We start from the raw sequence: 21,167 nt of genomic DNA, 5'->3' as shown, positions 1-21,167 counted from the left end.
TAGGCAGGGCTTTTTTATGTCTGTAGGAAATCGGATGAAGCCATCATCCGCGTGGAGCCTACTGGCATTCGCGCTGGCCCTGGCCAGCTACGCCCTACACCGCGACATCAGCGCCAATGTCTTCCTTGGCTGCGTCTTCATCATCCAAGGGTTGAAAGGTTACGGAGCAAATACTGGTTGAATATACAGTACTTATGTGGCATAGTTTCCTACATCAGCGACAGGCCTGAGGTTGGTGAAACCTCGTCACCCCTGATCCTCGCCAGAAGACCTCGAGTCTCGAGCCATCGCCCATGAGCGCCATACGCCCAATACAGAGGCCTGAACTTAAATCAGCTCAGTAACGGAGTTTAAAATGGTAAACGCAAACTCAGCATCTCAAACCTTGCAAGATCTTTGGACTCAAGTAGCACCGGTGGATAACACCGGCATGCTTAGGCGCGTGGTTTTTGCGGAAGGCAAGTTTTATGCGGCTGGTGGCAACGGTCTTCCCACAACCACTCAGCTTGTCAGCGGAGACGCAACTGGTACAGCGTGGACCAAGCTTAAGGGCGCCGTCACCTCTGATAGCGGAAAGGTCCTCAACGAGCTGTACTGGAACGGTCTTGGGACAACGCTTCAAGGCCTTTCTCAATCCGGCAATGTGGTCCACGGCAGCATTGCACGCCCTTTAAGGGATTGGACAGACCTTACGGCAGCTGCTCGCGCGTATGTAGACTTGCATGGCATTGTGTATTATCAGCCAATTTACGGCGACATCGCGACCTGGATACTGGTTGGGTCTAACGGTAAAGTCTTTTCCCGTTATGAGGATTGGTCAGGCACGGTGGAGCGCACTACGACCTTCACTTCTAGCGAGACTGTGTACTGCGTCAACGTCATTGGCGTTTTTGTGTTGATTGCGGGATCGAATGGGAAGCTGCTTAGTGCTGTGAAGATGCCAATGGGTAATCCGCAATCATTCGCGACCAGAACCAGCACCTTCGGCACTAGCACCATCCTTTCCATGAAGCTTTGCAACGGGAAAATGTTTATCGTTGGTGCGGATGGCAAGATGGCATATTCATCCGATGGGCTTAGCTGGACTGCTGTTGAAGATACCAGTTTCGGTGGAACCATTATCCGCGACATTGCTTACGGTAATGGCAAGTATGTAGCTGTCGGCGACGGCGGCAAGACAGCCGTTTCCGAGGATGGGATCGGCTGGGTTCAGCAAGCCAACACTTTCGCAGGAACCGATATCCGGAGCGTCGCCTACGGCAACGGCAATTTTGTAGCTGTTGGTGCAGGCGGCAAGATTGCTTACTGGACTCCATGATCTTCTATCTCCTTGCGTAATAGAGCCCAGCCTTCGCGCTGGGCTTTTCCATTTCTGGAGACGATCGAAGTCCGTCGGCAACGTGCAGGGGTAACAGTCGGCGCGGGGACTGGAGGGAAACGCCACGACAGTGACCTGACAGGGTTGCCATTTCCACCCATTTGAGCCTCGGCATTTGCCGGGGCTTTTTCGTTTCTGGAGGCCGCATGGAAAAGCTACAACTCGACGTTGAGGTTGAGGGCACCGCTGACTTCCTGCGCCCTCTGGCTGAAACGCTCAGGTCACTTGAACATTTTCCCGAGTTTCCGTTCCAGGTCTTTCGCGACCTTGTCACCAACAGCCTTCATGAGCTTTCCGTAAGTCTCGACAGCGCCGCATTTGCCGCAGGTGATCTTCGAGTTGTCGTTCGGCCTAGCCGGGACCTCGAACTTGTCACTGCCGCACTTGGCGCACTTGAGGGTTATCTTCATCGTTTTTCGCTCCGTGAAACGTCTTGTGTGGAAGCTCGACGATAGCACGGAGCCATTGCCTGCAAAGGGCGGGCATTTTATTCACAAGCTCCCCGCAAAGGGAGGAACCGAGATGCCAAACATCATGCACGAAAAGGACCCTGGCCTATGGGCCGCCGTGCTCACATGGGTGCTGGCTCACCAGCCCCAGTTGTATGCCGCTGGCTTGTCGGTCGCGATCGCTGCCCTCCGGGTGGTGTATGGCGGCGGCAGCAGACGGCAAATGTTTTTGGAGGGCGCGCTCTGCGGCCTCATTACCTTGGCCCTGGTGCCGCTGCTCGAATGGATGGGCTTGCCACAGGGCATGGCCACCTTCGCGGGCGGTGCCGTCGGCTTTATGGGCGTGGAGAAGCTTCGCGGCTACTCCGACCTGTTCCTGTCTCGCAAGGCTCAGGGGTGACTCGATGATCATGCGAGCCCTCAGTGCGAGAGCGAGCTGACGACGTTGCACGCCAGATCAACGAGGCGAAGGCATGGTGCCGCGCCACAAATTCTAGGTGCGCCGTTTCGTGGCGCGAAAACCTGAGGATGATCCATGGACAACCAGCACAAAAAGATCACCGGCTACCGCGACCTCACCCAGAGCGAGATCGACGGGATGAACTCGATCAAAGCCCTGGAGGCCGACGCCGGCGAACTGTTCAAGCAGATCGGCCAGATCGAAGGTGTCGACCCGCGACTCCTGGCCCTGGCCCTGGCCAAGACCAACTTGCAGCAGGGCTTCATGTGGTTTGTGCGCTCGATCGCCAAGCCTGCCGATCCATTCGCCTGAGAACAACCATGACCACCATCGCTTACAAGGACGGCGTGATCGCCTACGACTCAAGAACTGTTCGCGGCACCGTAGTCATGGAAGATGACTGCGAGAAACTGCAGGTGGTTAACGGCGTTAGCTTTATCTGCACTGGTGCGACCTGTGACTTCGATGCGCTGATTGCTGCCTACTTTGGCGAGCCTGCAACGGTACCGGTTGAGGCGTCAGGCTATGCAATCACCGACGGTGAGTTATGGCTGGTTGGCCACGATGACAAAACCGGCATCTGGAAATCCAGAATTGGGTCGAGTCGGGTCGATGCAATTGGAAGTGGATCGCCATTCGCTCTGGCGGCAATGGACATGGGCGCAAGTGCGTACCAGGCCGTCGAAATGGCCGCCAGGCGAGATACGAATACAGGCGGCAAGATCAGGACGGTTCGGGTGATCCGCGAAGCAGGGTAGGTGTGCCGCAGGTGAGTGCGGCACAAGTTAGCTTATGGCCTGTTTAAAAGGCATGTGAGCGTAGCGGGGTCCGCGGTGCACTCAGGTGCAACTGTAAGCCCGAGACACGCGATAAGTATGACAATCCAAATCCAATCGTCCATGGACACTCCTGCTGTTGATGTGAGGGCAGTAGTTGGCCATCTAAAAAGATTCTTCTGGGCCCTATTGGTGACCTCTGGAGGGTCGCGATCATGAATCAGCGACCTTATCCGCCAGCCAGCCTGGTCGATCACCTATTCCTGACTTTGAGCCCGGCACCTGAGGTGTGGGAGTGGGTGCAGCAGGAGATCCTGGCCACCACAGGCAGTATCCACAACGAAGACCACGCCCACCTGATCGACGCAAACATCGGCGTGCTCTGGGCATCCTCTGGATTCGCCAAACAGGGCCGAGTGGTGCTTGGCCAGGCCGAGCAACTGATGTTACGCGCTGGCGGCTGGCAGAAGGCACGGCAAGAGCAGCAGATGCGGGAATGGTTCGGAGAAGAACCGGACTTCCTCATCACCCTGGCTGCCGACTATTGCGCCCAGTGCACCAACGCTGAGTTCTGCGCGCTAGTGGAGCACGAACTCTTTCACATAGCGCACAAGCTCGATAAGTACGGCGCCCCGGCATTCACCCAAGACGGTATGCCCAAGCTTGAGATGCGCGGCCATGACGTCGAAGAGTTCGTCGGCGTAGTGAGGCGCTACGGTGCCAGCGAAGACGTACAGCAGCTGATCGACGCTGCAAGCCGGCCGCCTGAGGTGGCCAAGATCAACATTTCGAGGGCCTGCGGAACCTGTCTGCTCAAGTCTGCCTGACCTTGGACAGACCTAAGACGGATTTGAACCTATGGCAGCCCTGAACAACGAGGTGAAGGCCTTCATCGTTCAGGCCTTGGCCTGTTTCGATACCCCAGCACAGGTTGCGGCCTCGGTCCGAGAGGAATTCGGCATCGAGGTAACCCGACAGCAGTGCGAATCACACGACCCCACAAAGCGCTCCGGGAAGGACCTGGCCAAGCGGTGGGTGACCCTGTTCGAAGACACTCGAGCGCGATTCCGTGAAGAGACGGCTGAGATCCCGATCGCCAATCGTGCCTACCGACTCCGGGCACTGGGCAGGATGGTCGAGAAGGTCGAGGGCATGCGCAACTATGGCCTGGCCCTCCAGATCTTGGAGCAGGCGGCCAAGGAAGTCGGCGACGTCTACGTGAACCGCCAGACCAAGAACGAGAATCCCCACGACAACGTGCCGCCCACCCGAGTGCAGGTCGACGTGGTGGATGCGAGGAAGCCTGATGCCGTCACTTAACGTGCCCCAGGCAAGCTTCCTACGCATGGAGCAGAAGTTCCGCGGCTTCGTGGCCGGCTTCGGCTCCGGCAAGACCTGGGTGGGCTGTGCCGCGCTGTGCAAGCATGTTTGGGAGTGGCCCCGGATCGACTCCGGCTACTTCGCCCCGACGTACCCGCAGATCCGCGACATCTTCTTCCCGACCATCGAGGAGGTCGCGTTCGACTGGGGCCTGAAGGTCAAGACCAAGGAGAGCGACAAGGAAGTCGAGTTCTACAGCGGCGGCCAGTACCGCAGCACGACCATCTGCCGCTCGATGGAGAAGCCGCAGACCATCGTGGGCTTCAAGATCGGGCATGCCCTGGTCGACGAGCTCGACGTTTTGCCCGCGCTGAAGGCTGAGCACGCCTGGCGCAAGATCATTGCCCGGATGCGCTACAACGTGCCCGGGCTGAAGAACGGCGTAGACGTGACCACGACCCCCGAGGGGTTTAAGTTCGTCTATCAGCAGTTCGTGAAGCAGCTGCGCGAGAAGCCGGCCCTGCAGGGCATGTATGGCCTGGTGCAGGCCAGCACGTTCGACAACGAACTGAACCTGCCACCGGACTACATCCCATCGCTGATGGAGTCGTACCCGGCACAGCTGATCCTGGCCTACCTGAACGGCCAGTTCGTCAACCTGAATGCAGGCTCGATCTACCACGCCTACGACCGGAAGCTGAATTCCTGCTTCGACACCGTGGAACAAGGAGAACCCCTGTTCATCGGCATGGACTTCAACGTCGGCAAGATGGCGGCGATCACGCATGTCAAGCGCGCCGACGGAAAGCCCAGGGCGGTGGATGAGCTGATTGACGGCTTCGATACCCCGGACATGATCCGGCGGATCAAGGAGCGTTATTGGCGGCACAACGGCAACGGGTACGACAAGACCTGCGAAATCAGGATCTACCCGGACGCCTCGGGCGGGTCGCGCAAGTCGGTGAACGCCAGCGAGACGGACATCGCCATCTTGCGGCAGGCCGGCTTCAGCGTGATCGCGCCCGACGCCAACCCGCCAGTAAAGGACCGGATCAACGCCATGAACGCGATGTTCTGCAACGCGAATGGCGAACGCCGCTACCTGATCAACCCGCTGCGCTGCCCGACCTATGCGGACGGCCTGGAGCAGCAGGTGTGGGCGCCCAACGGCGAGCCCGACAAGAAATCTGGCGTGGACCATGCGAACGACGCGGGCGGCTACTTCATCCACCACGATTACCCAATTGAACGCCCGGTCTTCACGACCCAATCCCTGAGAATGTGACCATGAGTGATAACCCGAGCATCACGCTGCCCGCTGTCGACGCGATGCGCGCCTACTGGGCCGTGATCTCGCCGCTCATGGGCGGGACCATGGCGATGCGGGCGGCAGGGAAGTCCCTGCTGCCGCAGTACCCAGCCGAAGACGACGAGTCCTACAAAGAGCGCTTGCGCCTTTCGACGTTGTTGCCAGCGTACTCCGAGACAGTCGGCAACATGACCTCCCGGGTGTTCGCCGAGCCTCTGCAGGTTGGCGATGATTTGCCGGAGCCCATTGTCGAGATGACCGCAGACATTGATCACGCTGGCAATGACCTGAACTCCTGGGCGGTTGGCTTCTTCACCGAGGGCCTGAGCCACGGCCTGTGTCACGCCTTCGTCGATCACCCGCCAGCGGGCGAACTGAAGACCCAAGCCGACGAGCAGGCCGCCGGCGTGCGCCCCTACGTAGTACTGATCAAGCCTGAGCAGGTGCTGGGCTGGCGCGCGAAGGGCGGCGTCCTGACCATGGTCCGCTACATCGAGGTGGTCGAGGAGGAGGACGGCCAGTTCGGCGCAAAGTGCGTCGAGCAGATCCGTGTGCTGGAGCCTGGCTCTTGGCGAACCTATCGCCGGTCGGCCAAAGCGGTACGGGGCAAGCAGGTTAGCTCAAGCGGGACTTGGGAGATGCATGATGAGGGCACCAACAGCCTGACCGCCATCCCATGGGTCACCTTCTACACCGGCCGCACCGGTTTCATGACGGCCAAGCCGCCGCTGATTGAGCTGGCGCACCTGAACGTCAAGCACTGGCAGAGCCAGAGCGACCAGGACAACATCCTGCATGTCATCCGCGTGCCTATTCTGGTGCGCATCGGCGTTCAGGCGCAGTACGACAATCAGGGGAAGGTGATTCCTCCAGAGTTCAAGGTTGGTACCGGGCAGCTGACCGACCTTCCCAAAGACGGCAACCTCAAGTACGTCGAGCACACCGGCCAAGCCGTCGAGTCTGGCCGTACTGCACTGCAAGACCTGATTGGCGAGATGCGCATGGCCGGGGCCAAGCTGCTGACTCCGGACGAGTCCGCCATCAAGACCGCCACCCAGGCGGAGGAGGAGGCGGCGCAGGAGCTATCCCCGCTGGCGCGCATGGCGCACCACTTCGCCGACTGTCTGGCGCAATTGCTTCAGTTCATGGCCGACTACCGCGACCTGGGCGAGGGTGGCACCGTTGAGATGCGCGGTAACTTCGACGTCGATTACATACCGGAAGTGTCGCTGCCGACGCTAGTGTCCATGGCCAACGCAGGCATGATCTCCAAGGAGACGCTGTTCACCGAGATGCAGCGCCGCGGCGTCATCAGCGATGAATACGACTGGGAAGAGGAGCTGGGCAAGATTGAGGCCCAAGGCCCGGCTCTCGGTACGCTGTGATGAAGACGGCCAACGAGAAGCTGCTGAACGAGCTAATCGGGCATGAGGTCGACCTGTCCAGGCTGAGCAACAGCCAAGTTGTGACGGTCATCAAGATCCTCAACAGCAAGGACGCCGACCTTCGAGCTGCGCTGATCGAGGCTATCGACAACCTTGGCACTGACCTGTCGGCCGCAGCTGTCGATTTCGCCCTGTCGGCGGTGCTGCGGATCAACCAGCAGACCTTCATTGAGATTCGCCTGGCCATGGACCAGGTGACCGACGGGCTGATCAGCTACGAGCTGGCGTTCCAGCAGAGCGCGCTGGGCGCTGTTCTCCCGGCCCTGGTGCATGAGGCTTACCCGGTCGTCTCCCCGGCGTTCAGCGCTGTGAAGGCTATCACCCAGACCCGACCATTCCAGGGGCGCCTGCTGAGGGAGTGGATGGCCGGCATCGAGTCCAGCCGCGCCGCCGCAGTGCGAGACGCAGTGCGCTCGGGCGTGGTCGAGGGGCGTGCCACGGCTGAGATCGTTCGCACGGTCATGGGCAGTCGGGTTCAGCAATACGCCGACGGGGCCCTCCAGAAGGCCAGGCGCGACGTTGAGGCGGTAGTGCGGTCTGCGGTATCCCATACCGCCGAAACGGCCAGCGACGCAGCGTACGAGGCCAACAGCGATATCATCAGCCACGTCGAGTGGCTCAGTACGCTGGACAACCACACGTCAAGCGACTGCCGGATCCGCGACCGGCTGCCCTACACCCTGGGCACCTACAAGCCCATCGGCCACACGATCCCATGGCTGGCCGGGCCTGGTCGCATCCACTTCTGCTGCCGGTCATCCAAGGTTCCGGTGCTCAAAAGCGCCAAGGCCTTGGGCTTCAGCGACGGCGCAACGCGGGCGAGCATGGACGGCCAGGTGCCGGAGTCGACCACCTATGCCGAATGGCTCAGCAAACAGTCGGCAGCGCGCCAGGACGAGATCCTTGGCCCGGAGCGTGGCCGACTGATGCGTGAGGGCGGGCTGAAGCTCAGCGCCTTCTACAACGACAAAGGGAAGTTCCTGTCCCTCGGCGAGTTGCATGACAGGCTGACGCTTGCGGTGGATCGTAAACCCTGATGTATTGATGAAATCGAAACCAGTGCAAGGACACACGATGAGCCATCAACAGAACGCTGACTTCCTGCGACGCTTTATTCAGGGAGAGATCACGCAGTTGCAGGGCAGGGACATCATTGTTCAGGGGGACGCTCTGAATCCACATGTTGACGATTTCGAGGCAGTCGTCGATATCGGGAAATACCAGTACGTGGGGTACACGTATTGGAGCGAGGAAGGGAACAATATCAACCTATACAGCGCTCTCGTAATGTTTGCGTATGGGCGAGAAAGTCTTCTGGCTAAGCAAGAAGCTGAGCAAGAAACGTCCAATTGAAGAAACGCTGAACACAAGGCCCCGGCATCTGTCGGGGCTTTTTTTTGCCTGCGGTTCGGATGGACGGGGCGCAACTGGGGCCGGATGGCTCATCAACTGGCCGGATGGCCCAGAGAGACGACATGAAACTCAAGACCGTTGAAGTGGATGGCAAGCAGTACGCCGTGATCGAAGATGGCAAGCCGGTTTACGTCGAGGACGATGGCAAAGAGGTCGCCTTCGATGCCGTGGGCACTCGCAATACCATCACCCGGCTGAACGCCGAAGCCAAGTCGCACCGCGAGCGCGCCGACGGCTTCGAGAGGACCGCCAAGGCGTTCGAAGGCATCGACGATGCCGCGTCCGCCAAGAAAGCCCTGGAAATCGTCGCCAACCTCGACGCCAAGAAGCTGGTGGATGCCGGCGAGATCGAGAAGGTGAAGGGCGAGATCAGCAAGGCCTTCCAGACCCAGCTCGATGAAGCCAACACCAAGGCGCAGGGCTTCGAGCAGCAGCTGTATGCCGAGAAGATCGGTGGCAGCTTCGCCCGCTCGCAGTTCATCGCCGAGAAGATGGCGGTGCCGGCTGACATGGTCCAGGCCACCTTTGGCAACAGCTTCAAGATCGAGGACGGCAAGGTCGTCGCATACGACGCCCAGGGCCAGAAGATCTTCAGCCGCAGTCGCCCGGGTGAGTTGGCCGACTTCAACGAAGCGCTGGAAACCCTCGTCTCGCAGTACCCCCATCGCGACCACATCCTGAAGAGTTCCGGCGCCAATGGTGGCGGCGCTCCGAACGGCGGTGGCAGCACCAAAACCATAAAGGGCAACTTCGGCGGCACCAAGGCAGAGCGCCTGGAAGCCATGAAGGGCCTGATCGCAAGCGAATAAGGAGGCCCAATGGCCCTTTCGAACATGAAGGTGTTCAACGAATACCTTCGCCACGCCACCATCGAAACCCTCAGCCAGGACGTCGACAAGTTCAACGCCGCCTCGGCTGGTTCGATTCGACTGACCACTCAGGGTATCGACGGTGACTTCCTGCAGGAGTCGTTCTGGGCTGGCCTGCACGGCGCTCAGCGTCGCGTTGACCGCTATGCCGCTAACGGCAATCAAGCGGCGACCCCTCTGTCGCAGAAGCAGTACGACTCGGTGAAGATCGCCGGCGGCTTCGGCCCTATCCTGTGGGAGCCTGCCCAGCTGTCCTGGGTGCAGAAAAACCCCGAGGAAGCGCTGGAGGTCATCAGCCGCAACCTGTCCGAAGCCATCGTCTCGGACCAGCTGAACACTGCCATTGCAGCCCTGGTCGCGGCCATCGGCAACCAGCCGGGCGCGCTCAACGACGTATCTGCAACCGCTGGCGTCGACTACATCGCCATCAACGGTGCGCACGCGCTGTTCGGCGACGCCTCAGCACGACTGATCGCCCAGGTCATGACCGGCGCCCAGTATCACGCCCTCATCGGCAAGAACCTGGCCAACAACCAGCAGCTGTTCCAAGCAGGTGGTGTTCTGGTCGTCGACGTTCTGGGCAAGGCGGTCATCGTTACCGACGCCCCGGCGCTGTACGAGGCCGGCACCCCGAACAAGCAGAAGGTGCTCAGCCTGGCCGACGGCGCGGCCATGGTGATGGACGGTTCCGACCTGATCACCAACATCGAGACCTCCAACGGCAAGGAGCGCATCGAGACCACCATGCAGGCCGACTACACCTTCGGCCTGGGCCTCAAGGGCTACACCTGGGACACCGCCAATGGCGGCAAGTCGCCGACCAACTCCGAGCTGTCCACCGGCACCAACTGGGACCTGGTGGCAAACAGCATCAAGGGCTCGGCCGGCGTCATGACCATCGGCGACGCCACCAAGTAACCGGTACCGCGCCCTACGGGGCGCCTTCCTCAGGAGATCGCCATGAGCGAGAGCATCATCTACGAGCAGCACCCGGTCTCGGCAGAGCGCAAGACCTTCCTACGTCGCAAGGGCTATAAAATCATCGACGCCAAGTTCGCGCCGGAGGGCTACGAGCATCCCGAGCCGATCAAGGAGGGTAAAGCCTCCAAGGTCAGCAAGTCCGCAGCGGAAAAGAAAGCCGCTGAAGAAGCCGAGCAGAAGGCAAAGCTGCAGGCAGCGCTGACCGAGAAGGGCGTCCAGTTCGGGCCTGAAGCCACTCTGGAAGACCTGCAGAAGCTGCTGGATGGGGCCGCGTAATGATGACCTACATCAGCATCGAACAGGTCGACGCGCTGCTGGGCCAGACCTGGGCGCCGGATGAAAAGAAGGCGCGCGCGGTGCTGATGGCCAACACCTGGCTCACCAACCAGGGCCTGCCCGAGTTCGACACGGTTCCCGCCGATGTCTTGCAGGCGGGCGCAGAGGTGGCGGTGGAGGCGGCGGCGGGCAACCTGTACCAGGCGAAAGAAACCGGCGTGCTGAGCAGGTCCGTGGATGCTGACGGTGTGTCGAGTAGCAAGACCTACTCGGCTGCGTCCAAGGCCATCAGCGCTGGTGAGTCCTTCGCCTTGGCCCTGCTGGCGCGGTATCTGGGCACAGGCCAGGTCAAGATCGTCAGGGGGTGACATGGGGCTTCGACGCGAGTTACAGGCCGAGCTGGCCCAGGCCTTCGATACGGATCTGGCCGACGCAGTGGCGGTGGTTGATGGCAGCCGGTCTGTACCTGGCACCTATGACCCTGAGAAGGGCGGTAGTGCGCCAGCGGCAACGCTGCACTATGCCGGTCGTGGCGTCTTCGGCCAGTACAAGGCCCGTGAGATCGACGGTACACGCATCCTGGCGACAGACGTACGCCTCAAGGCGCTGCAGAACGAGCTGTTCGTGAAGGATGGCGACGCGGTCACGGAAGTCCCTGCCATCCCCGCCATCCCCGCCATCGGTGACCGCATCAGCGGCTACCGAGTCATGAGCGTCGGACAGGACGCGGCCAAGGCCACCTGGATCATTCAACTGAGGAAGTGACCATGGCTCGCGGCTCACACATGACCAGCCGCTACGGCGGCCTGGATGGGAGCTTTGCTGCCCAGCTGGAGCAGTTCGCAGAGGCCGCCAAGGAGGCGATGGACCTGACCTTCCGTGAGGTCGTCATCATGGTCGGCCGCAAGCTGGTGTCCATGTCGCCGGTCGGCAACCCGGACCTCTGGAAAGTGAACGTCGAGGCCCAGGGCAGCGCGGCTGAGCAGATAGCTACTTACAACGCCAAGGCGGCGGCGATCAATGCCGGCATCACTGCCGACCAGGCCAACTACACCAAGAGCGGCAACCTGAAAGGCGGCCTGCGACTGCGCAAGCCGCTGACCAAGCGCGAGCAGCGCGAGAACTTCGGGTTCGGCGTCCGGAGGGTTGGCCAGGGTTACGTGGGCGGCCGCTTCCGTAGTAACTGGCAGCTCACCACTGGCGCTCCAGCCGCAGGCGAGATCGAGGACATCGAGAGCGCCGGCGAGACGCTGGACAGGCTTCTCCTGGCTGCCGGTGATCTCTCCCACGGCGAGGTCGCCTACATCGTCAACAACCTGCCGTATGCCATCCCTCTGGAGTACGGCCACAGCTCACAGGCGCCTGGCGGCATGGTGCGAGTCACCGTCGCCGACTTCCAGCGCATCGTCGAAGAAGCCATCAGGACCCACCGAGCATGAGCCACGCAAGAGCACGACAGGCCATCGAGATCAAGTTGATGGCCTGGGCCATGGCGCGCCCGATCAGGGTCGCGAACTTCGAGCAGGGTTTCGAAGCCGGGCCCGACGAAACCTACCTGCAGGCCTTTCAACTACCGGCGGGCACCACCTGTCGCTACCTTGGCAGCGAAGCCTACGAGTACGCCGGCGTGTATCAGGTGAGCATCGTCTGCCCCGCGGGCCAGCCACTGGCTACCGCCGAGAGCCTGGTCGAGGAGCTTTCGAGCCTCTTCCAACTGGACTCGGCGCTCAGCCGCAACGGTTTCGAAGGCCTGGTCACCGAACCAGTTGACCAGGGCCCAACCATCACCGAGTCGGCGACCTACACGGTCCCGGCCAGCTTCACCTACCGCGGTGTCGCGGACCAATCGCCCGCTGGGGCTTAACCATCCGCCGCCCGGCGGGCAACAACGAGGAAACACTTCATGGCCGCAAAATTCCCGCTGCCGAACGGCTCTGTGCTGGAAATCGCCAGCGTTTTCGGCGCCGCCGTCGCCTTCACCGCCCTGACCAACGCCGCGCCACCGGTGGCCACCTCTGCCGGTCACGACATCGAGAATGGCGATGTCCTGCTGGTCAGCTCCGGCTGGGCGCTCATCGCCGACCGCGCCGTCAGTGCCGCAAGCGTTGCTGCCGACACCTTCGCGTTGAAAGGCCTCAACACCACCAACGTGGACAAGTACACCCCTGGCGCCGGCGTAGGCTCGGTGCTCCCGGTGACCGCCTGGGCGCAGATTTCCAAGGTCACCGCGTTCACCTCGGCTGGCGGTGAGCAGCAGTACCTCACCGTGGGTTATCTGGAAGATGACGACGACCGTCAGTTCCCGACCAACCGCAACCCGATCACGCTGTCGATCACCGTCGAGGACCAGCCGAGCGCTGCCTACGTCGCACTGGTCGAGAACTATGGCGACAGCAAGGAGCTCGCGGTGGTGCGCCTCAAGCTGCCGGGTGGCGACCAGATCCTCTACCCAGGCTATGTCAGCATCACCACCACCCCGACCATGGATCGGAACAGCCTCATGACGCGCACCATCAGCATCGCGCTGTCGGGCCGTCCCGTTCGTATCCTGGCCGGCGCGTAAGGAGCCCTCATGGCAAAGATCAAAATCGCGCAGAACCCAACGTTCACCGCCGTGGTGCAGGTTCCGCGCATTGGCGCCGAGCCGGCGCCCGTGGAGTTCCAGTTCCGCTATATGGACCGCGTGGCCCTGTCCATGATGTTCGATCGTTGGAACAAGGCGCGCGACGCCTGGGCGGAGAAGGTCCAGAAGGACGGGGCCACCTGGGAGGAGGTCACCACCGGTGAAATCGCCCTGCAGGCCGGGCAACTAGGAGAGATCGTCACCGGCTGGGATCTGGAGGACGAATTCAGCGTCGAGGCCATCGCCGACCTGGTGCGCACCTGCACCGGAGCGCCGAAGGCGGTCATCGACGCCTACCAGGCCGCCTACAGCCCGGCCCGCCTGGGAAACTGAGGGCGGCGGCCCGGGCCTGCTACGAGCGCGGTCCGTCTGCCGAGCAACTGGCGACGCTGGGCCTGACCTTTGATGACATCGAGGAGGAGGTGGTGGAGGTCTGGCCAGATGCATGGCCAGCCTTCCGCCTGTTCGATGCCATGGGTACGCAGTGGCGGGTGGCTTCTGGCGGCCCGTCAGGCCTGGACTACGCCGCCATTCCTGCAGCGGCCTCAATGCTCGGCATCAAGCGCCGCGACCTCACCGACATTTTCCCCGATCTCCGTGTCATGGAGATTGAGGCACTGGCCGTCATGGCCGAACAGCAGGAGTAGATCATGACCACCATTGCCTCTCTCGGTCTGCAGATTGATTCCGGAGATGCCGTTGAGGCGAAGGACAACTTAGACCTCCTGGCACAGGCGGGCGGCAGGGCAGAGCAGGCTGCCGATAGCCTGGCGGCGGGTTTCGGAAAGGCCGCATCGGCTGCTGGGGGCCTTGCAACGGCCGAAGCCAAGGTCGCGGAAACCACGGATGATGCGATGGCCCGCCTGACGGCGATGGCCAAGACCTCATTGGATGCCAGCGATTATCACAAGTCGCTGGCTGCAAGTGTGACCGGTGCCGGCGCCGCCATGGGCTCCGCGAAGGCCTCAGCTGCCGATTGGTCCGCCTATCAAGAGCAGATCAATGCCCGCGGCCGAGCGATCATCGAAACCGAGGACCGTCTCGCCGAAACCGCAAAGCGGGCGGCAGCCACTACCGGCCTTCAGGCCGAAGGCTTGCAGGATCTGCTCGGCAAGATCAACCCTGTTGTGGCGGCACTCGACAAGCTCGACAAACAACAGGCCGACCTGCAGAAATACCGCAATGCGGGCTTGATCGATGCAGACACGTTCCGCGAGTACAGCGCAAGAATCGAAACCAGCCGGCAGAAACTGGGCGAGTTCAGCGAGGGCATGCGTCAAGCCGGTATATCGACAGGACAGACTCAGGCAGCGCTGCGTCAGTTGCCGGCCCAATTCACTGACATTTTCACCAGTTTGGCCGGTGGTCAAAATCCGCTGCTGGTATTGATCCAGCAGGGAGGCCAGATTGCTGACTCGTTCGGCGGTATAGGCCCGACAATCGATGTACTTGGCGCGAAGATCAAGTCCGTGCTTGGTCTGGGCGGAGGGATCGGAACCGTAGGCAATGCACTCGAGGTCGTCGGTACCGGAGGCAAAGCGGCCGCAGAAGGAGCGGAGGCTGCGGGCGAAAGCCTGGGCTCAATGGCCGAGGGCGCGAACACCGCAGCCGACGCTGCGAAGAATGCGAAAGAAGCAACTGACGCGCTGACTGCCGCAACTCCTCCACTGAGTGTCGGTTTCGGTCTGGTCCTTGGGGGAGTAGTCGCTACAACTGCCGCTCTTGTCGCATTGGGTATTGCGTACAAGCAAGGCAGCTCTGAGACCACCGCATACAAGACGGCACTGGCGCTAACTGGCAACACAGCAGGAACCACCGCTGCGCAGCTCAGCGTCATGGCCAAGGCCGTGTCAGAGGCAAACGGGACCGCTCATGAAGCCGCCGCGAGTTTGGCGCGGCTGGCGGCGTCTACCCGCATCCCGGTCACATCGTTTGAGATGATCGCAACAGCAGCTGCGAACTTCGAGGATGCTACGGAAAAGGCCGCATCGGAGACTGTTGCTAACTTCGAGAAGATCGCCAAGGAGCCGCTGAAGGCGACGGTCGCTCTCAACGAGTCGCTTAATTTCCTGACGGCCAGCACCTACGAACAAATCGCCTCGCTGGAACGCCAAGGGAAAACCCAGGAAGCGGCAAAGGTCGCCAGCACAGCCTACGCGGAATCGCTGAACTCGGTGTCAGCGAAGGTGAAGGCAAATCTCGGAACTATCGAGGCGGCCTGGAAGGACGTTGAAGACGGGGCCAAAGGCGCATGGGACGCGATGCTCAATGTCGGGCGGGAGAAATCCTTCGCTGACAAAATGTCGGAGCTTGAGAGGCGCATTGCTGATTTCAAAGCGCAAGGCGAAGCCATTGGCGGCGACTTTGGACGACAGCTGGCAGCCAATGGTGTTGCCAAGCTGGAAGCTGAAAGAACCCAGCTACTCGTTGAGAAGAGCGAGCAGGATCGGCGGGCTGCTGCGAAAGGGGCGGCCCAGGAAGAGCAGCAGAAGGCGTTGGCAGCTGCGCAGCACATCGGCAAGGTGCGGGCGGATTTCCAAAGCAACGAGCAGAAGCGCGACAAGGAGATCGCCGACTACCGGAAAAGCGTCGATGAATTGAGAAAGCGGAACTCAACCAGCGCTCTGCTGGATGAGAAACAGATCGCTAAAGACATTCAGAACATCAGGGACAAGTACAAAGACCCTGCGACCCCGTCAGCAGGTGCTGTCGACCTGACAGCCTTCAATGGCGCTCAAAACCAGCTCAAGTCGATCACCGGTTACTACGACAATGTCCAGAAGGAACTGGATGCAACGCAGAAGGCCGGTCTGATCTCGCAAGAGTCGTACGCTTCACAGCGGGCAGCGATCATTGAGCAGCAAAAGGTTGAGGTCACGAACGCTTACGACGCAGAAATCCAGGCTTTGGAATCAGCAAAGGGTCGCAGCACCACATCGGCACAGCAGCGCATCCAGCTTGACCAGAAGATCGCCGATGCGCGCGCCGCAATGGTCAAGGCGCAGAAGGACGCAGACTCGGAACTGACCGTGCTGGCCACGAATGAGGAGGGCCGACTGAAGCGGCAGGAGCTCGCCACCCAGGCGTACGTTGACCAGCTGGATCGTCAACGTGCTGCTCTGTCGACCTCCGGCACCAGGGCTGCAAGCGCTCTTGGACTTGGTGATCGTCAGGCCGGCTTACAGCGTGACTTGGACGGGGTTGCTGATCGTTTCAACGATGAACGTGCCAAGTTGCTGGACCGTCGCCGCACGGCCCCGGACAAGTACAGCCAGGATGACTACGAGCGTGACCTGGCCATACTGGTCAGCGCCGAGGACAAGTACCGTGACACTGTGGTCGAAAACTACGACAAGATCTCTGAAGCCCAAGGAAACTGGCGCAGTGGCGCCTCGTCGGCCTTTCAGAACTACCTGGAGTCTGCGCGGGATGTTGCCGGACAGACGAAGAGCCTGTTTACCAACGCCTTCAGCTCGATGGAGGATGCGGTTGCGAACTTCGCCATATCCGGCAAGTTCTCGTTCTCCGACTTCACCAAGTCGATCCTGGCTGACATGGCGCGGATTGCAACCCGGCAAGCGGCGTCTGGTCTGCTATCGAGTATCGCTGGCACCGCTATGGGGGCATGGTTCGGTGGTGGCAGCGCTGCGGCGAGCGGCTCATCTGGCGGAGCGTCGGCTGGTGGCTTCGATTTTGGCCTGGGCAGCGCTTCTTCAGGCATGACCTATACCCCAAAGTTCTCCAGCGGCGGTTACACCGGTGACGGTGGCAAGTATGAGCCGGCCGGGATAGTGCATGGCGGTGAGTTTGTGCTGAGGAAGGAGGTGGTCAGCCAGCCAGGCATGCTCGACTTCCTCAAGACGCTGAACGCCCGTGGCTACGCCGATGGCGGGCTGGTGGCGCCGATGGCTGTCCCAAGGCAGATCGCGGCCGCCAGTGTGGGAGGGCAGGCGGCACCTGTTGCGGTCAGCATTACCATCAACAGCGATGGCTCAAACCAGGTTCAAACAAACAACCCTGGCATGGAGCAATTCGGGAAAGAGATCGGCGCATTCGTTGATGCCCGCTATCGGAAGCTCTTGAGCATGGACCTACGTCCTGACGGTGCCATTGGCAGGACCATGCAGCGGCGGTCCTGATTACCTCATCCTCATCCTACCGAGATCACTATGGCGATAGAGACCTTTCGCTGGCCCACCGAACGTGGCGAGACTCCCGACATCAAGTATCGGGTGCGGGAGTCCCGTTTCGGCGGCGGCTACCGGCAGATCGTCGGCGACGGCCCGAACAACAAGGAAGACAGCTACCCGGTGACCATCACCGGCCGGAAGTCCAGGGTGCAGGAGGTCATGGCCTTCTTTGACCGGCACGCCGGCGCGAAGGCATTCCTCTGGAGCACGCCGTTGGGCGAACTGGGCCTGTTCACCTGCGCCGATCCCAAACCTACCCCCATGGGCGGCGAGCAGTTCAAGGTCACCGCCACCTTCCAGCGGGCTTTTCACCCGTAAGGACCCACCATGTCATTGATCAAGGACATCCAGCTGCTTCAGCCAGGCAGCGAGGTGCTGCTGTTCGAACTCGACGGCTCGGACTGGGGCGCCGACATTCTGCGCTTCCATGGGCATGCGATCCCGCACACGCCCACGGAACTGGCAGCAGCAGGCGTCAATGCCGACCAGCTGCCGGCCAGATCCATCTGGTGGCAGGGCAACGAGTATGGCGCCTGGCCGATGCATATCGAGGGCATCGAGGCGAACTCGGATGGTACCGCCGTGCGCCCGACTATCTCGGTCGGCAACGTTGGCGGGCGGATCACTGCTCTGTGCCTGGCCTTCGACAACCTGCTCGAATTCAAGCTGACGATTCGGCACACGCTGAAACGATACTTGGATGCAGCGAATTTCCCAGGTGGGAACCCTGAGGCCGACCCGACAGAGGAGAGCACAGAGGTCTGGTACATCGACCAGAAGGTTTCCGAGAACGGGACCACTGTGTCGTGGGAGTTGGCCAGCCCTGGTGATGTCGGGGGCGAGAGCATCGGCCGGCAGATGACCCAGCTATGCCACTGGGCGATGACCAACGGCTACCGCGGGCCGAACTGCAGCTACACCGGGCCTTACTTCGACTTCGACGGCAACCCCACGGATGATCCCGCCAAGGATCAGTGCAATGGCTGCCTGGATACCGGCTGTGCTGTTCGCTTCGGGCAGGGTAACCAGCTCAACTTCGGCGGGTTCCCAGCCGTCTCCTTGATCACCAGGAGCTGATCATGCTGAAACACATCCTTGCCGCCGTGCAGCAGCACGCCGCAGCGGAGTACCCGCGCGAGTGTTGTGGGCTGATTCTGGCCGTGGGCCGGAAGCAGGTCTACTTCCCCTGCGTGAACGTGGCCACCGAGCCGACCGAAGAATTCCGCATCGCGCCTGAGCAGTACGCCGAGGCGGAAGACCAGGGCCAGGTAATCGGCATCGTGCACTCGCACCCAGATGCAACCAGCAGGCCGTCGCCGCGTGACCTGGCCATGTGCGAGGCCACTGGCCTGCCGTGGCACATCCTTTCGTGGCCGGAGGGTGACCTGCGTATGATCACGCCCGCCGGTGAAACGCCGCTGTTGGGAAGGCCGTTCGTGCACGGCGCCTGGGACTGCTGGCAGGTCTGCGCCGACTGGTATCGCCGCGAGTGGGGCCTGACCTTTCCCGCCTATGCCCGAGAGGATGGCTGGTGGGAGCAGGCAGGCGGGCCGAGCCTGTACGAGCAGGCCTACGAGGCTGCCGGCTTCTACCAGGTGGACCGGCCTGAGCGCGGCGACATGATCGTCATGGCCGTGGGCCGGACGGCACACCCGAACCATGCCGGTATTTACCTGGGTGCCGACCCAAAGCTGCCCGGCGAGCAGGCCGACCTGTACGGTCTTGGCCCGTTCCTGCTGCACCACTTGTATGGCAGACCATCAGAAATCATCGTGTTTGGCGGGCCTTGGCTCGACCGAACGCGCCTTGTACTGCGTCACCGAGACGCAAAATGACGCGGCCAGGCCGCAGGAGAGGGATATGAAAGATGCGGACAAGATAAAGCAGTTGGAAAATGACCTGGCCAGCACCAGAGAGGCTTTAGCCTGTCTGGGAGTCCGCCTCACTTACGAGGAGAGCCAGCGCGCTTTAGCTGTTCAAGCGTTGGCTCAGAGAGTCATCTCGTTAGAGTCGATGAGCAAGCTTTAGCAGGCGTGCTCTTTGGCGGCGGTCTCTTTTGCGAGCTGTTCAATTTGGGCAATTGTAAGGTCTCGCAACGGGGAGTTCGGCGCCACCCATATTTGAGTTTGGGTGCCTGTGGGGTTGCTCTTTAGGGTGACCAGCAAGCGGCCGTCTTCGGCGATGCCTACGCAAGTGATGCTGAATGACATTCATAAGCTCCTATTGTCGTTGCCCCAGTCCATGGGCTTTCCGGCAACGGACCGGGGCGGTTCGTTAGGAGGCACAACGCTACTACGCCTCGGTCCAGCCAGCGTACTGGCTTTCCGTCCAGGGTGGATGGGTGGACAGGGTGCTGCTATTTGGTCCCGTTCAGTTCCTTCAAATTCGCAACCTCCTTGATTTTCTTGGCTAAGCTTCAGGCGCTGACTACCGTTTGTCGCACAAACGTCGACCAGATCGGCCTCCGTACGCCTACCGGGGCGGCCCTGCGCTTTACCTTTGGGGTGGGGCTTGCCACAGATATTGACAATAACGGGTTGCGCACTAGTATTGCGCTACCTATAAATCTTATAGGTACGTATGAGCACTATTTCACCACTGTGGTCCCCGCAGGAGCTCGAAGATCTGGTTCACGTGCTGTCACGGGACTCGTCGAGAGTGATTTTCACTGAGCATTTCCTTGAGCGGCTTGCTCAGCGAGGGGTGACGGTAGGTGAGGCGCTGAGGTGCTTGCAACGCGGGGCCATAGTGAAGGGTCCTACGTATAGCGCAGAACACAAAAGCTTTGAGTTCAGGATGTGCGAGCCTGCGCCACGGGACATCGTTTGCGTTGTCGTGGCTGTGAAGCCCGTCCTTGATCCCGGCGAGATGATTGCCATCACCGTATGGGAGGTAAAGTAATGTACGAATATACAGGGAGCGGCCTGGAAGGCATCTACCTGAAGAACGGTTACACGATTGTTGAGACGTCCTACGGCAAAGGAGTGAAGATCCAGGACGTGAAAGGTCTCCATCGGGCTATTGCTGTTGACATTGTCCAGCAGAAGAAGCCAATGACAGGCCACCAGTTCAGGTTTCTCCGCAAGGAGCAGGATCTGATCCAAGAGGAAGCGGCAGCACTGTTTCGAGTGGATCCGCAAACCATCGCAAACTGGGAAAAGAAAGGCAGCGAGCCTGTGCCAGGGGCGTCTGACATTGCAATGCGGGCGTGGTATTCCGCATACATTCAAGCGAATTACGGGCCGGTGAGAGTGAATGCCGACACGCCCCCAGATGAAGGGGCCACATTCCAAATTTGTGGGGATCATTGGGTAGAAGCTCACGCAGCCTAATCGTTTCCCGCCTAAGCCCAGCCCCGCGCTGGGCTTTTTTGTATCCGGCGCTTACCCCTGGCTCCGACGCTTCCCTGAGTGGTGATGCTTCCCTGAGTGGTGATGCTTCCCTAGGGCGCTGGCGTGGAATGCCCGTCGCAGGTGCAGCTTCTCCAGCTCCTCGACAGTGGCGATCGCCTCGGCACGCTCGCTGGCCCGCATAGCCTCAACTGTCTCAGCCCAATGCTCCAGCGCCTCGGCAAATCTCCGCTTTTCATTCTCGGGCATCTCGGCACCCTTCGCGTGAGTGTTTGAGAGATGTAAGAATAGTTCGAATGGCAAGGCCATTGTGCTCGTTTGTCGGCTG

30 protein-coding genes are annotated in these 21,167 nt (G+C 60.8%); 28 read left to right on the top strand and 2 right to left on the bottom strand.

From position 1 onward, the window contains the following. Positions 1–34: 34 nt before the first annotated feature. Positions 35–181 carry a hypothetical protein gene (locus tag IM733_RS08620; protein WP_248920471.1) on the top strand — a complete coding sequence of 49 codons (147 nt, stop codon included), beginning with the start codon at positions 35–37 and terminating at the stop codon, positions 179–181. A 174-nt stretch (positions 182–355) separates the two neighbouring features. Further along, the gene (locus IM733_RS08615) at positions 356–1,318 is read left to right on the top strand and encodes a hypothetical protein (protein ID WP_248920470.1); all 963 of its coding nucleotides are present in this window, start codon (positions 356–358) and stop codon (positions 1,316–1,318) included. A gap of 281 nt (positions 1,319–1,599) precedes the next feature. On the opposite strand, the gene IM733_RS08610 is transcribed toward IM733_RS08615, so the two are convergent. Further along, positions 1,600–1,788 carry an ECs_2282 family putative zinc-binding protein gene (locus IM733_RS08610; protein ID WP_248920469.1) on the bottom strand — a complete coding sequence of 63 codons (189 nt, stop codon included), beginning with the start codon at positions 1,786–1,788 and terminating at the stop codon, positions 1,600–1,602. A 112-nt stretch (positions 1,789–1,900) separates the two neighbouring features. Here IM733_RS08610 and IM733_RS08605 point away from each other — a divergent pair, with 112 nt between their 5' ends. The 24 genes from IM733_RS08605 (at position 1,901) to IM733_RS08490 (ending at position 19,517) form a co-directional block, all read left to right on the top strand. Beyond that, positions 1,901–2,227, top strand: coding sequence for a phage holin, lambda family (locus IM733_RS08605; protein ID WP_248920468.1), 327 nt, complete (start codon positions 1,901–1,903; stop codon positions 2,225–2,227). Between the two features lie 135 nt (positions 2,228–2,362). Continuing rightward, a complete protein-coding gene (locus tag IM733_RS08600) occupies positions 2,363–2,599 on the top strand; it encodes a DUF7681 family protein (protein ID WP_248920467.1) in 237 nt (78 codons plus the stop codon). 8 nt (positions 2,600–2,607) lie between these two features. Continuing rightward, positions 2,608–3,045 carry a proteasome subunit beta gene (locus tag IM733_RS08595; RefSeq protein WP_248920466.1) on the top strand — a complete coding sequence of 146 codons (438 nt, stop codon included), beginning with the start codon at positions 2,608–2,610 and terminating at the stop codon, positions 3,043–3,045. 233 nt (positions 3,046–3,278) lie between these two features. Further along, positions 3,279–3,890 carry a putative metallopeptidase gene (locus IM733_RS08590; RefSeq protein WP_248920465.1) on the top strand — a complete coding sequence of 204 codons (612 nt, stop codon included), beginning with the start codon at positions 3,279–3,281 and terminating at the stop codon, positions 3,888–3,890. A 31-nt stretch (positions 3,891–3,921) separates the two neighbouring features. After that, the gene (locus IM733_RS08585) at positions 3,922–4,383 is read left to right on the top strand and encodes a DUF2280 domain-containing protein (RefSeq protein ID WP_248920464.1); all 462 of its coding nucleotides are present in this window, start codon (positions 3,922–3,924) and stop codon (positions 4,381–4,383) included. After that, complete coding sequence (locus tag IM733_RS08580; protein WP_248920463.1) at positions 4,370–5,668, top strand: terminase large subunit domain-containing protein; 1,299 nt, start codon at positions 4,370–4,372, stop codon at positions 5,666–5,668. The genes IM733_RS08585 and IM733_RS08580 overlap by 14 nt, the downstream gene beginning before the upstream one ends. A gap of 2 nt (positions 5,669–5,670) precedes the next feature. Further along, on the top strand, positions 5,671–7,077 hold the full coding sequence (locus IM733_RS08575; RefSeq protein WP_248920462.1) for a DUF4055 domain-containing protein: 1,407 nt from the start codon (positions 5,671–5,673) through the stop codon (positions 7,075–7,077). Beyond that, the gene (locus tag IM733_RS08570) at positions 7,077–8,174 is read left to right on the top strand and encodes a hypothetical protein (protein WP_248920461.1); all 1,098 of its coding nucleotides are present in this window, start codon (positions 7,077–7,079) and stop codon (positions 8,172–8,174) included. Before IM733_RS08575 ends, IM733_RS08570 begins: the two co-directional genes overlap by 1 nt. 37 nt (positions 8,175–8,211) lie before the next feature. Continuing rightward, complete coding sequence (locus IM733_RS08565) at positions 8,212–8,490, top strand: hypothetical protein (protein WP_248920460.1); 279 nt, start codon at positions 8,212–8,214, stop codon at positions 8,488–8,490. Positions 8,491–8,612: 122 nt separating this feature from the next. Continuing rightward, positions 8,613–9,359 carry a DUF6651 domain-containing protein gene (locus IM733_RS08560; protein WP_248920459.1) on the top strand — a complete coding sequence of 249 codons (747 nt, stop codon included), beginning with the start codon at positions 8,613–8,615 and terminating at the stop codon, positions 9,357–9,359. A gap of 9 nt (positions 9,360–9,368) precedes the next feature. Beyond that, a complete protein-coding gene (locus IM733_RS08555) occupies positions 9,369–10,337 on the top strand; it encodes a major capsid protein (protein WP_248920458.1) in 969 nt (322 codons plus the stop codon). Positions 10,338–10,379: 42 nt separating this feature from the next. Continuing rightward, positions 10,380–10,676: a hypothetical protein gene (locus IM733_RS08550; RefSeq protein WP_248920457.1), complete on the top strand. Its 297-nt coding sequence runs from the start codon at positions 10,380–10,382 to the stop codon at positions 10,674–10,676. Then, positions 10,676–11,044 (top strand): hypothetical protein, encoded by a 369-nt coding sequence (locus tag IM733_RS08545; RefSeq protein ID WP_248920456.1) that lies wholly within the window; start codon positions 10,676–10,678, stop codon positions 11,042–11,044. The genes IM733_RS08550 and IM733_RS08545 overlap by 1 nt, the downstream gene beginning before the upstream one ends. A 1-nt stretch (position 11,045) precedes the next feature. Continuing rightward, complete coding sequence (locus IM733_RS08540) at positions 11,046–11,441, top strand: hypothetical protein (RefSeq protein ID WP_248920455.1); 396 nt, start codon at positions 11,046–11,048, stop codon at positions 11,439–11,441. 2 nt (positions 11,442–11,443) lie between these two features. After that, positions 11,444–12,115 (top strand): hypothetical protein, encoded by a 672-nt coding sequence (locus IM733_RS08535; RefSeq protein ID WP_248920454.1) that lies wholly within the window; start codon positions 11,444–11,446, stop codon positions 12,113–12,115. Beyond that, positions 12,112–12,540 (top strand): phage tail terminator-like protein, encoded by a 429-nt coding sequence (locus tag IM733_RS08530; RefSeq protein WP_248920453.1) that lies wholly within the window; start codon positions 12,112–12,114, stop codon positions 12,538–12,540. The genes IM733_RS08535 and IM733_RS08530 overlap by 4 nt, the downstream gene beginning before the upstream one ends. A gap of 39 nt (positions 12,541–12,579) precedes the next feature. Beyond that, on the top strand, positions 12,580–13,239 hold the full coding sequence (locus tag IM733_RS08525) for a phage tail protein (protein ID WP_248920452.1): 660 nt from the start codon (positions 12,580–12,582) through the stop codon (positions 13,237–13,239). Between the two features lie 9 nt (positions 13,240–13,248). Beyond that, the gene (locus IM733_RS08520) at positions 13,249–13,632 is read left to right on the top strand and encodes a phage tail assembly chaperone (RefSeq protein ID WP_248920451.1); all 384 of its coding nucleotides are present in this window, start codon (positions 13,249–13,251) and stop codon (positions 13,630–13,632) included. Further along, positions 13,629–13,946 (top strand): DUF1799 domain-containing protein, encoded by a 318-nt coding sequence (locus tag IM733_RS08515; protein WP_432760417.1) that lies wholly within the window; start codon positions 13,629–13,631, stop codon positions 13,944–13,946. The genes IM733_RS08520 and IM733_RS08515 overlap by 4 nt, the downstream gene beginning before the upstream one ends. 3 nt (positions 13,947–13,949) lie before the next feature. Next, positions 13,950–17,438 (top strand): phage tail tape measure protein, encoded by a 3,489-nt coding sequence (locus tag IM733_RS08510; RefSeq protein ID WP_248920450.1) that lies wholly within the window; start codon positions 13,950–13,952, stop codon positions 17,436–17,438. A 30-nt stretch (positions 17,439–17,468) separates the two neighbouring features. Next, the gene (locus IM733_RS08505; RefSeq protein ID WP_248920449.1) at positions 17,469–17,807 is read left to right on the top strand and encodes a phage tail protein; all 339 of its coding nucleotides are present in this window, start codon (positions 17,469–17,471) and stop codon (positions 17,805–17,807) included. Positions 17,808–17,816: 9 nt separating this feature from the next. Further along, positions 17,817–18,566, top strand: coding sequence for a phage minor tail protein L (locus IM733_RS08500; protein WP_248920448.1), 750 nt, complete (start codon positions 17,817–17,819; stop codon positions 18,564–18,566). Positions 18,567–18,568: 2 nt separating this feature from the next. Beyond that, the gene (locus IM733_RS08495; RefSeq protein ID WP_248920447.1) at positions 18,569–19,324 is read left to right on the top strand and encodes a C40 family peptidase; all 756 of its coding nucleotides are present in this window, start codon (positions 18,569–18,571) and stop codon (positions 19,322–19,324) included. A gap of 25 nt (positions 19,325–19,349) precedes the next feature. Then, a complete protein-coding gene (locus IM733_RS08490; protein ID WP_248920446.1) occupies positions 19,350–19,517 on the top strand; it encodes a hypothetical protein in 168 nt (55 codons plus the stop codon). Here the strand turns inward: IM733_RS08490 and IM733_RS08485 are convergent. Further along, positions 19,514–19,699, bottom strand: coding sequence for a hypothetical protein (locus IM733_RS08485; RefSeq protein ID WP_248920445.1), 186 nt, complete (start codon positions 19,697–19,699; stop codon positions 19,514–19,516). The two genes, IM733_RS08490 and IM733_RS08485, sit on opposite strands and share 4 nt — an antisense overlap. A 370-nt stretch (positions 19,700–20,069) precedes the next feature. Here IM733_RS08485 and IM733_RS08480 point away from each other — a divergent pair, with 370 nt between their 5' ends. After that, positions 20,070–20,390, top strand: coding sequence for a DUF4258 domain-containing protein (locus tag IM733_RS08480; RefSeq protein WP_248920444.1), 321 nt, complete (start codon positions 20,070–20,072; stop codon positions 20,388–20,390). Then, positions 20,390–20,821: a helix-turn-helix domain-containing protein gene (locus IM733_RS08475; protein ID WP_248920443.1), complete on the top strand. Its 432-nt coding sequence runs from the start codon at positions 20,390–20,392 to the stop codon at positions 20,819–20,821. The genes IM733_RS08480 and IM733_RS08475 overlap by 1 nt, the downstream gene beginning before the upstream one ends. Positions 20,822–21,167: the final 346 nt, after the last annotated feature.

The sequence above is a fragment of the Pseudomonas entomophila genome, from assembly GCF_023277925.1.
Classification (GTDB): Bacteria; Pseudomonadota; Gammaproteobacteria; order Pseudomonadales; family Pseudomonadaceae; genus Aquipseudomonas; species Aquipseudomonas entomophila_D.
The sequence above is the reverse complement of the archived record's forward strand: the minus strand, read 5'-3'. Positions and strand labels throughout refer to the sequence as shown.

Excerpts from the sequence above, each read along its gene's own strand:
- IM733_RS08535 (WP_248920454.1), top strand. The coding sequence starts at position 11,444 with ATGGCTCGCGGCTCACACATGACCAGCCGCTACGGCGGCCTGGATGGG.
- IM733_RS08520 (WP_248920451.1), top strand. The coding sequence starts at position 13,249 with ATGGCAAAGATCAAAATCGCGCAGAACCCAACGTTCACCGCCGTGGTG.
- IM733_RS08555 (WP_248920458.1), top strand. The coding sequence starts at position 9,369 with ATGGCCCTTTCGAACATGAAGGTGTTCAACGAATACCTTCGCCACGCC.
- IM733_RS08570 (WP_248920461.1), top strand. The coding sequence starts at position 7,077 with ATGAAGACGGCCAACGAGAAGCTGCTGAACGAGCTAATCGGGCATGAG.
- IM733_RS08610 (WP_248920469.1), bottom strand. The coding sequence starts at position 1,788 with ATGAAGATAACCCTCAAGTGCGCCAAGTGCGGCAGTGACAAGTTCGAG.
- IM733_RS08565 (WP_248920460.1), top strand. The coding sequence starts at position 8,212 with ATGAGCCATCAACAGAACGCTGACTTCCTGCGACGCTTTATTCAGGGA.
- IM733_RS08500 (WP_248920448.1), top strand. The coding sequence starts at position 17,817 with ATGTCATTGATCAAGGACATCCAGCTGCTTCAGCCAGGCAGCGAGGTG.
- IM733_RS08475 (WP_248920443.1), top strand. The coding sequence starts at position 20,390 with ATGTACGAATATACAGGGAGCGGCCTGGAAGGCATCTACCTGAAGAAC.
- IM733_RS08615 (WP_248920470.1), top strand. The coding sequence starts at position 356 with ATGGTAAACGCAAACTCAGCATCTCAAACCTTGCAAGATCTTTGGACT.
- IM733_RS08595 (WP_248920466.1), top strand. The coding sequence starts at position 2,608 with ATGACCACCATCGCTTACAAGGACGGCGTGATCGCCTACGACTCAAGA.
- IM733_RS08510 (WP_248920450.1), top strand. The coding sequence starts at position 13,950 with ATGACCACCATTGCCTCTCTCGGTCTGCAGATTGATTCCGGAGATGCC.
- IM733_RS08530 (WP_248920453.1), top strand. The coding sequence starts at position 12,112 with ATGAGCCACGCAAGAGCACGACAGGCCATCGAGATCAAGTTGATGGCC.
- IM733_RS08585 (WP_248920464.1), top strand. The coding sequence starts at position 3,922 with ATGGCAGCCCTGAACAACGAGGTGAAGGCCTTCATCGTTCAGGCCTTG.
- IM733_RS08545 (WP_248920456.1), top strand. The coding sequence starts at position 10,676 with ATGATGACCTACATCAGCATCGAACAGGTCGACGCGCTGCTGGGCCAG.
- IM733_RS08485 (WP_248920445.1), bottom strand. The coding sequence starts at position 19,699 with ATGTCATTCAGCATCACTTGCGTAGGCATCGCCGAAGACGGCCGCTTG.
- IM733_RS08505 (WP_248920449.1), top strand. The coding sequence starts at position 17,469 with ATGGCGATAGAGACCTTTCGCTGGCCCACCGAACGTGGCGAGACTCCC.
- IM733_RS08580 (WP_248920463.1), top strand. The coding sequence starts at position 4,370 with ATGCCGTCACTTAACGTGCCCCAGGCAAGCTTCCTACGCATGGAGCAG.
- IM733_RS08540 (WP_248920455.1), top strand. The coding sequence starts at position 11,046 with ATGGGGCTTCGACGCGAGTTACAGGCCGAGCTGGCCCAGGCCTTCGAT.
- IM733_RS08605 (WP_248920468.1), top strand. The coding sequence starts at position 1,901 with ATGCCAAACATCATGCACGAAAAGGACCCTGGCCTATGGGCCGCCGTG.
- IM733_RS08550 (WP_248920457.1), top strand. The coding sequence starts at position 10,380 with ATGAGCGAGAGCATCATCTACGAGCAGCACCCGGTCTCGGCAGAGCGC.
- IM733_RS08525 (WP_248920452.1), top strand. The coding sequence starts at position 12,580 with ATGGCCGCAAAATTCCCGCTGCCGAACGGCTCTGTGCTGGAAATCGCC.
- IM733_RS08575 (WP_248920462.1), top strand. The coding sequence starts at position 5,671 with ATGAGTGATAACCCGAGCATCACGCTGCCCGCTGTCGACGCGATGCGC.
- IM733_RS08560 (WP_248920459.1), top strand. The coding sequence starts at position 8,613 with ATGAAACTCAAGACCGTTGAAGTGGATGGCAAGCAGTACGCCGTGATC.
- IM733_RS08590 (WP_248920465.1), top strand. The coding sequence starts at position 3,279 with ATGAATCAGCGACCTTATCCGCCAGCCAGCCTGGTCGATCACCTATTC.
- IM733_RS08495 (WP_248920447.1), top strand. The coding sequence starts at position 18,569 with ATGCTGAAACACATCCTTGCCGCCGTGCAGCAGCACGCCGCAGCGGAG.
- IM733_RS08600 (WP_248920467.1), top strand. The coding sequence starts at position 2,363 with ATGGACAACCAGCACAAAAAGATCACCGGCTACCGCGACCTCACCCAG.
- IM733_RS08620 (WP_248920471.1), top strand. The coding sequence starts at position 35 with ATGAAGCCATCATCCGCGTGGAGCCTACTGGCATTCGCGCTGGCCCTG.
- IM733_RS08480 (WP_248920444.1), top strand. The coding sequence starts at position 20,070 with ATGAGCACTATTTCACCACTGTGGTCCCCGCAGGAGCTCGAAGATCTG.
- IM733_RS08490 (WP_248920446.1), top strand. The coding sequence starts at position 19,350 with ATGAAAGATGCGGACAAGATAAAGCAGTTGGAAAATGACCTGGCCAGC.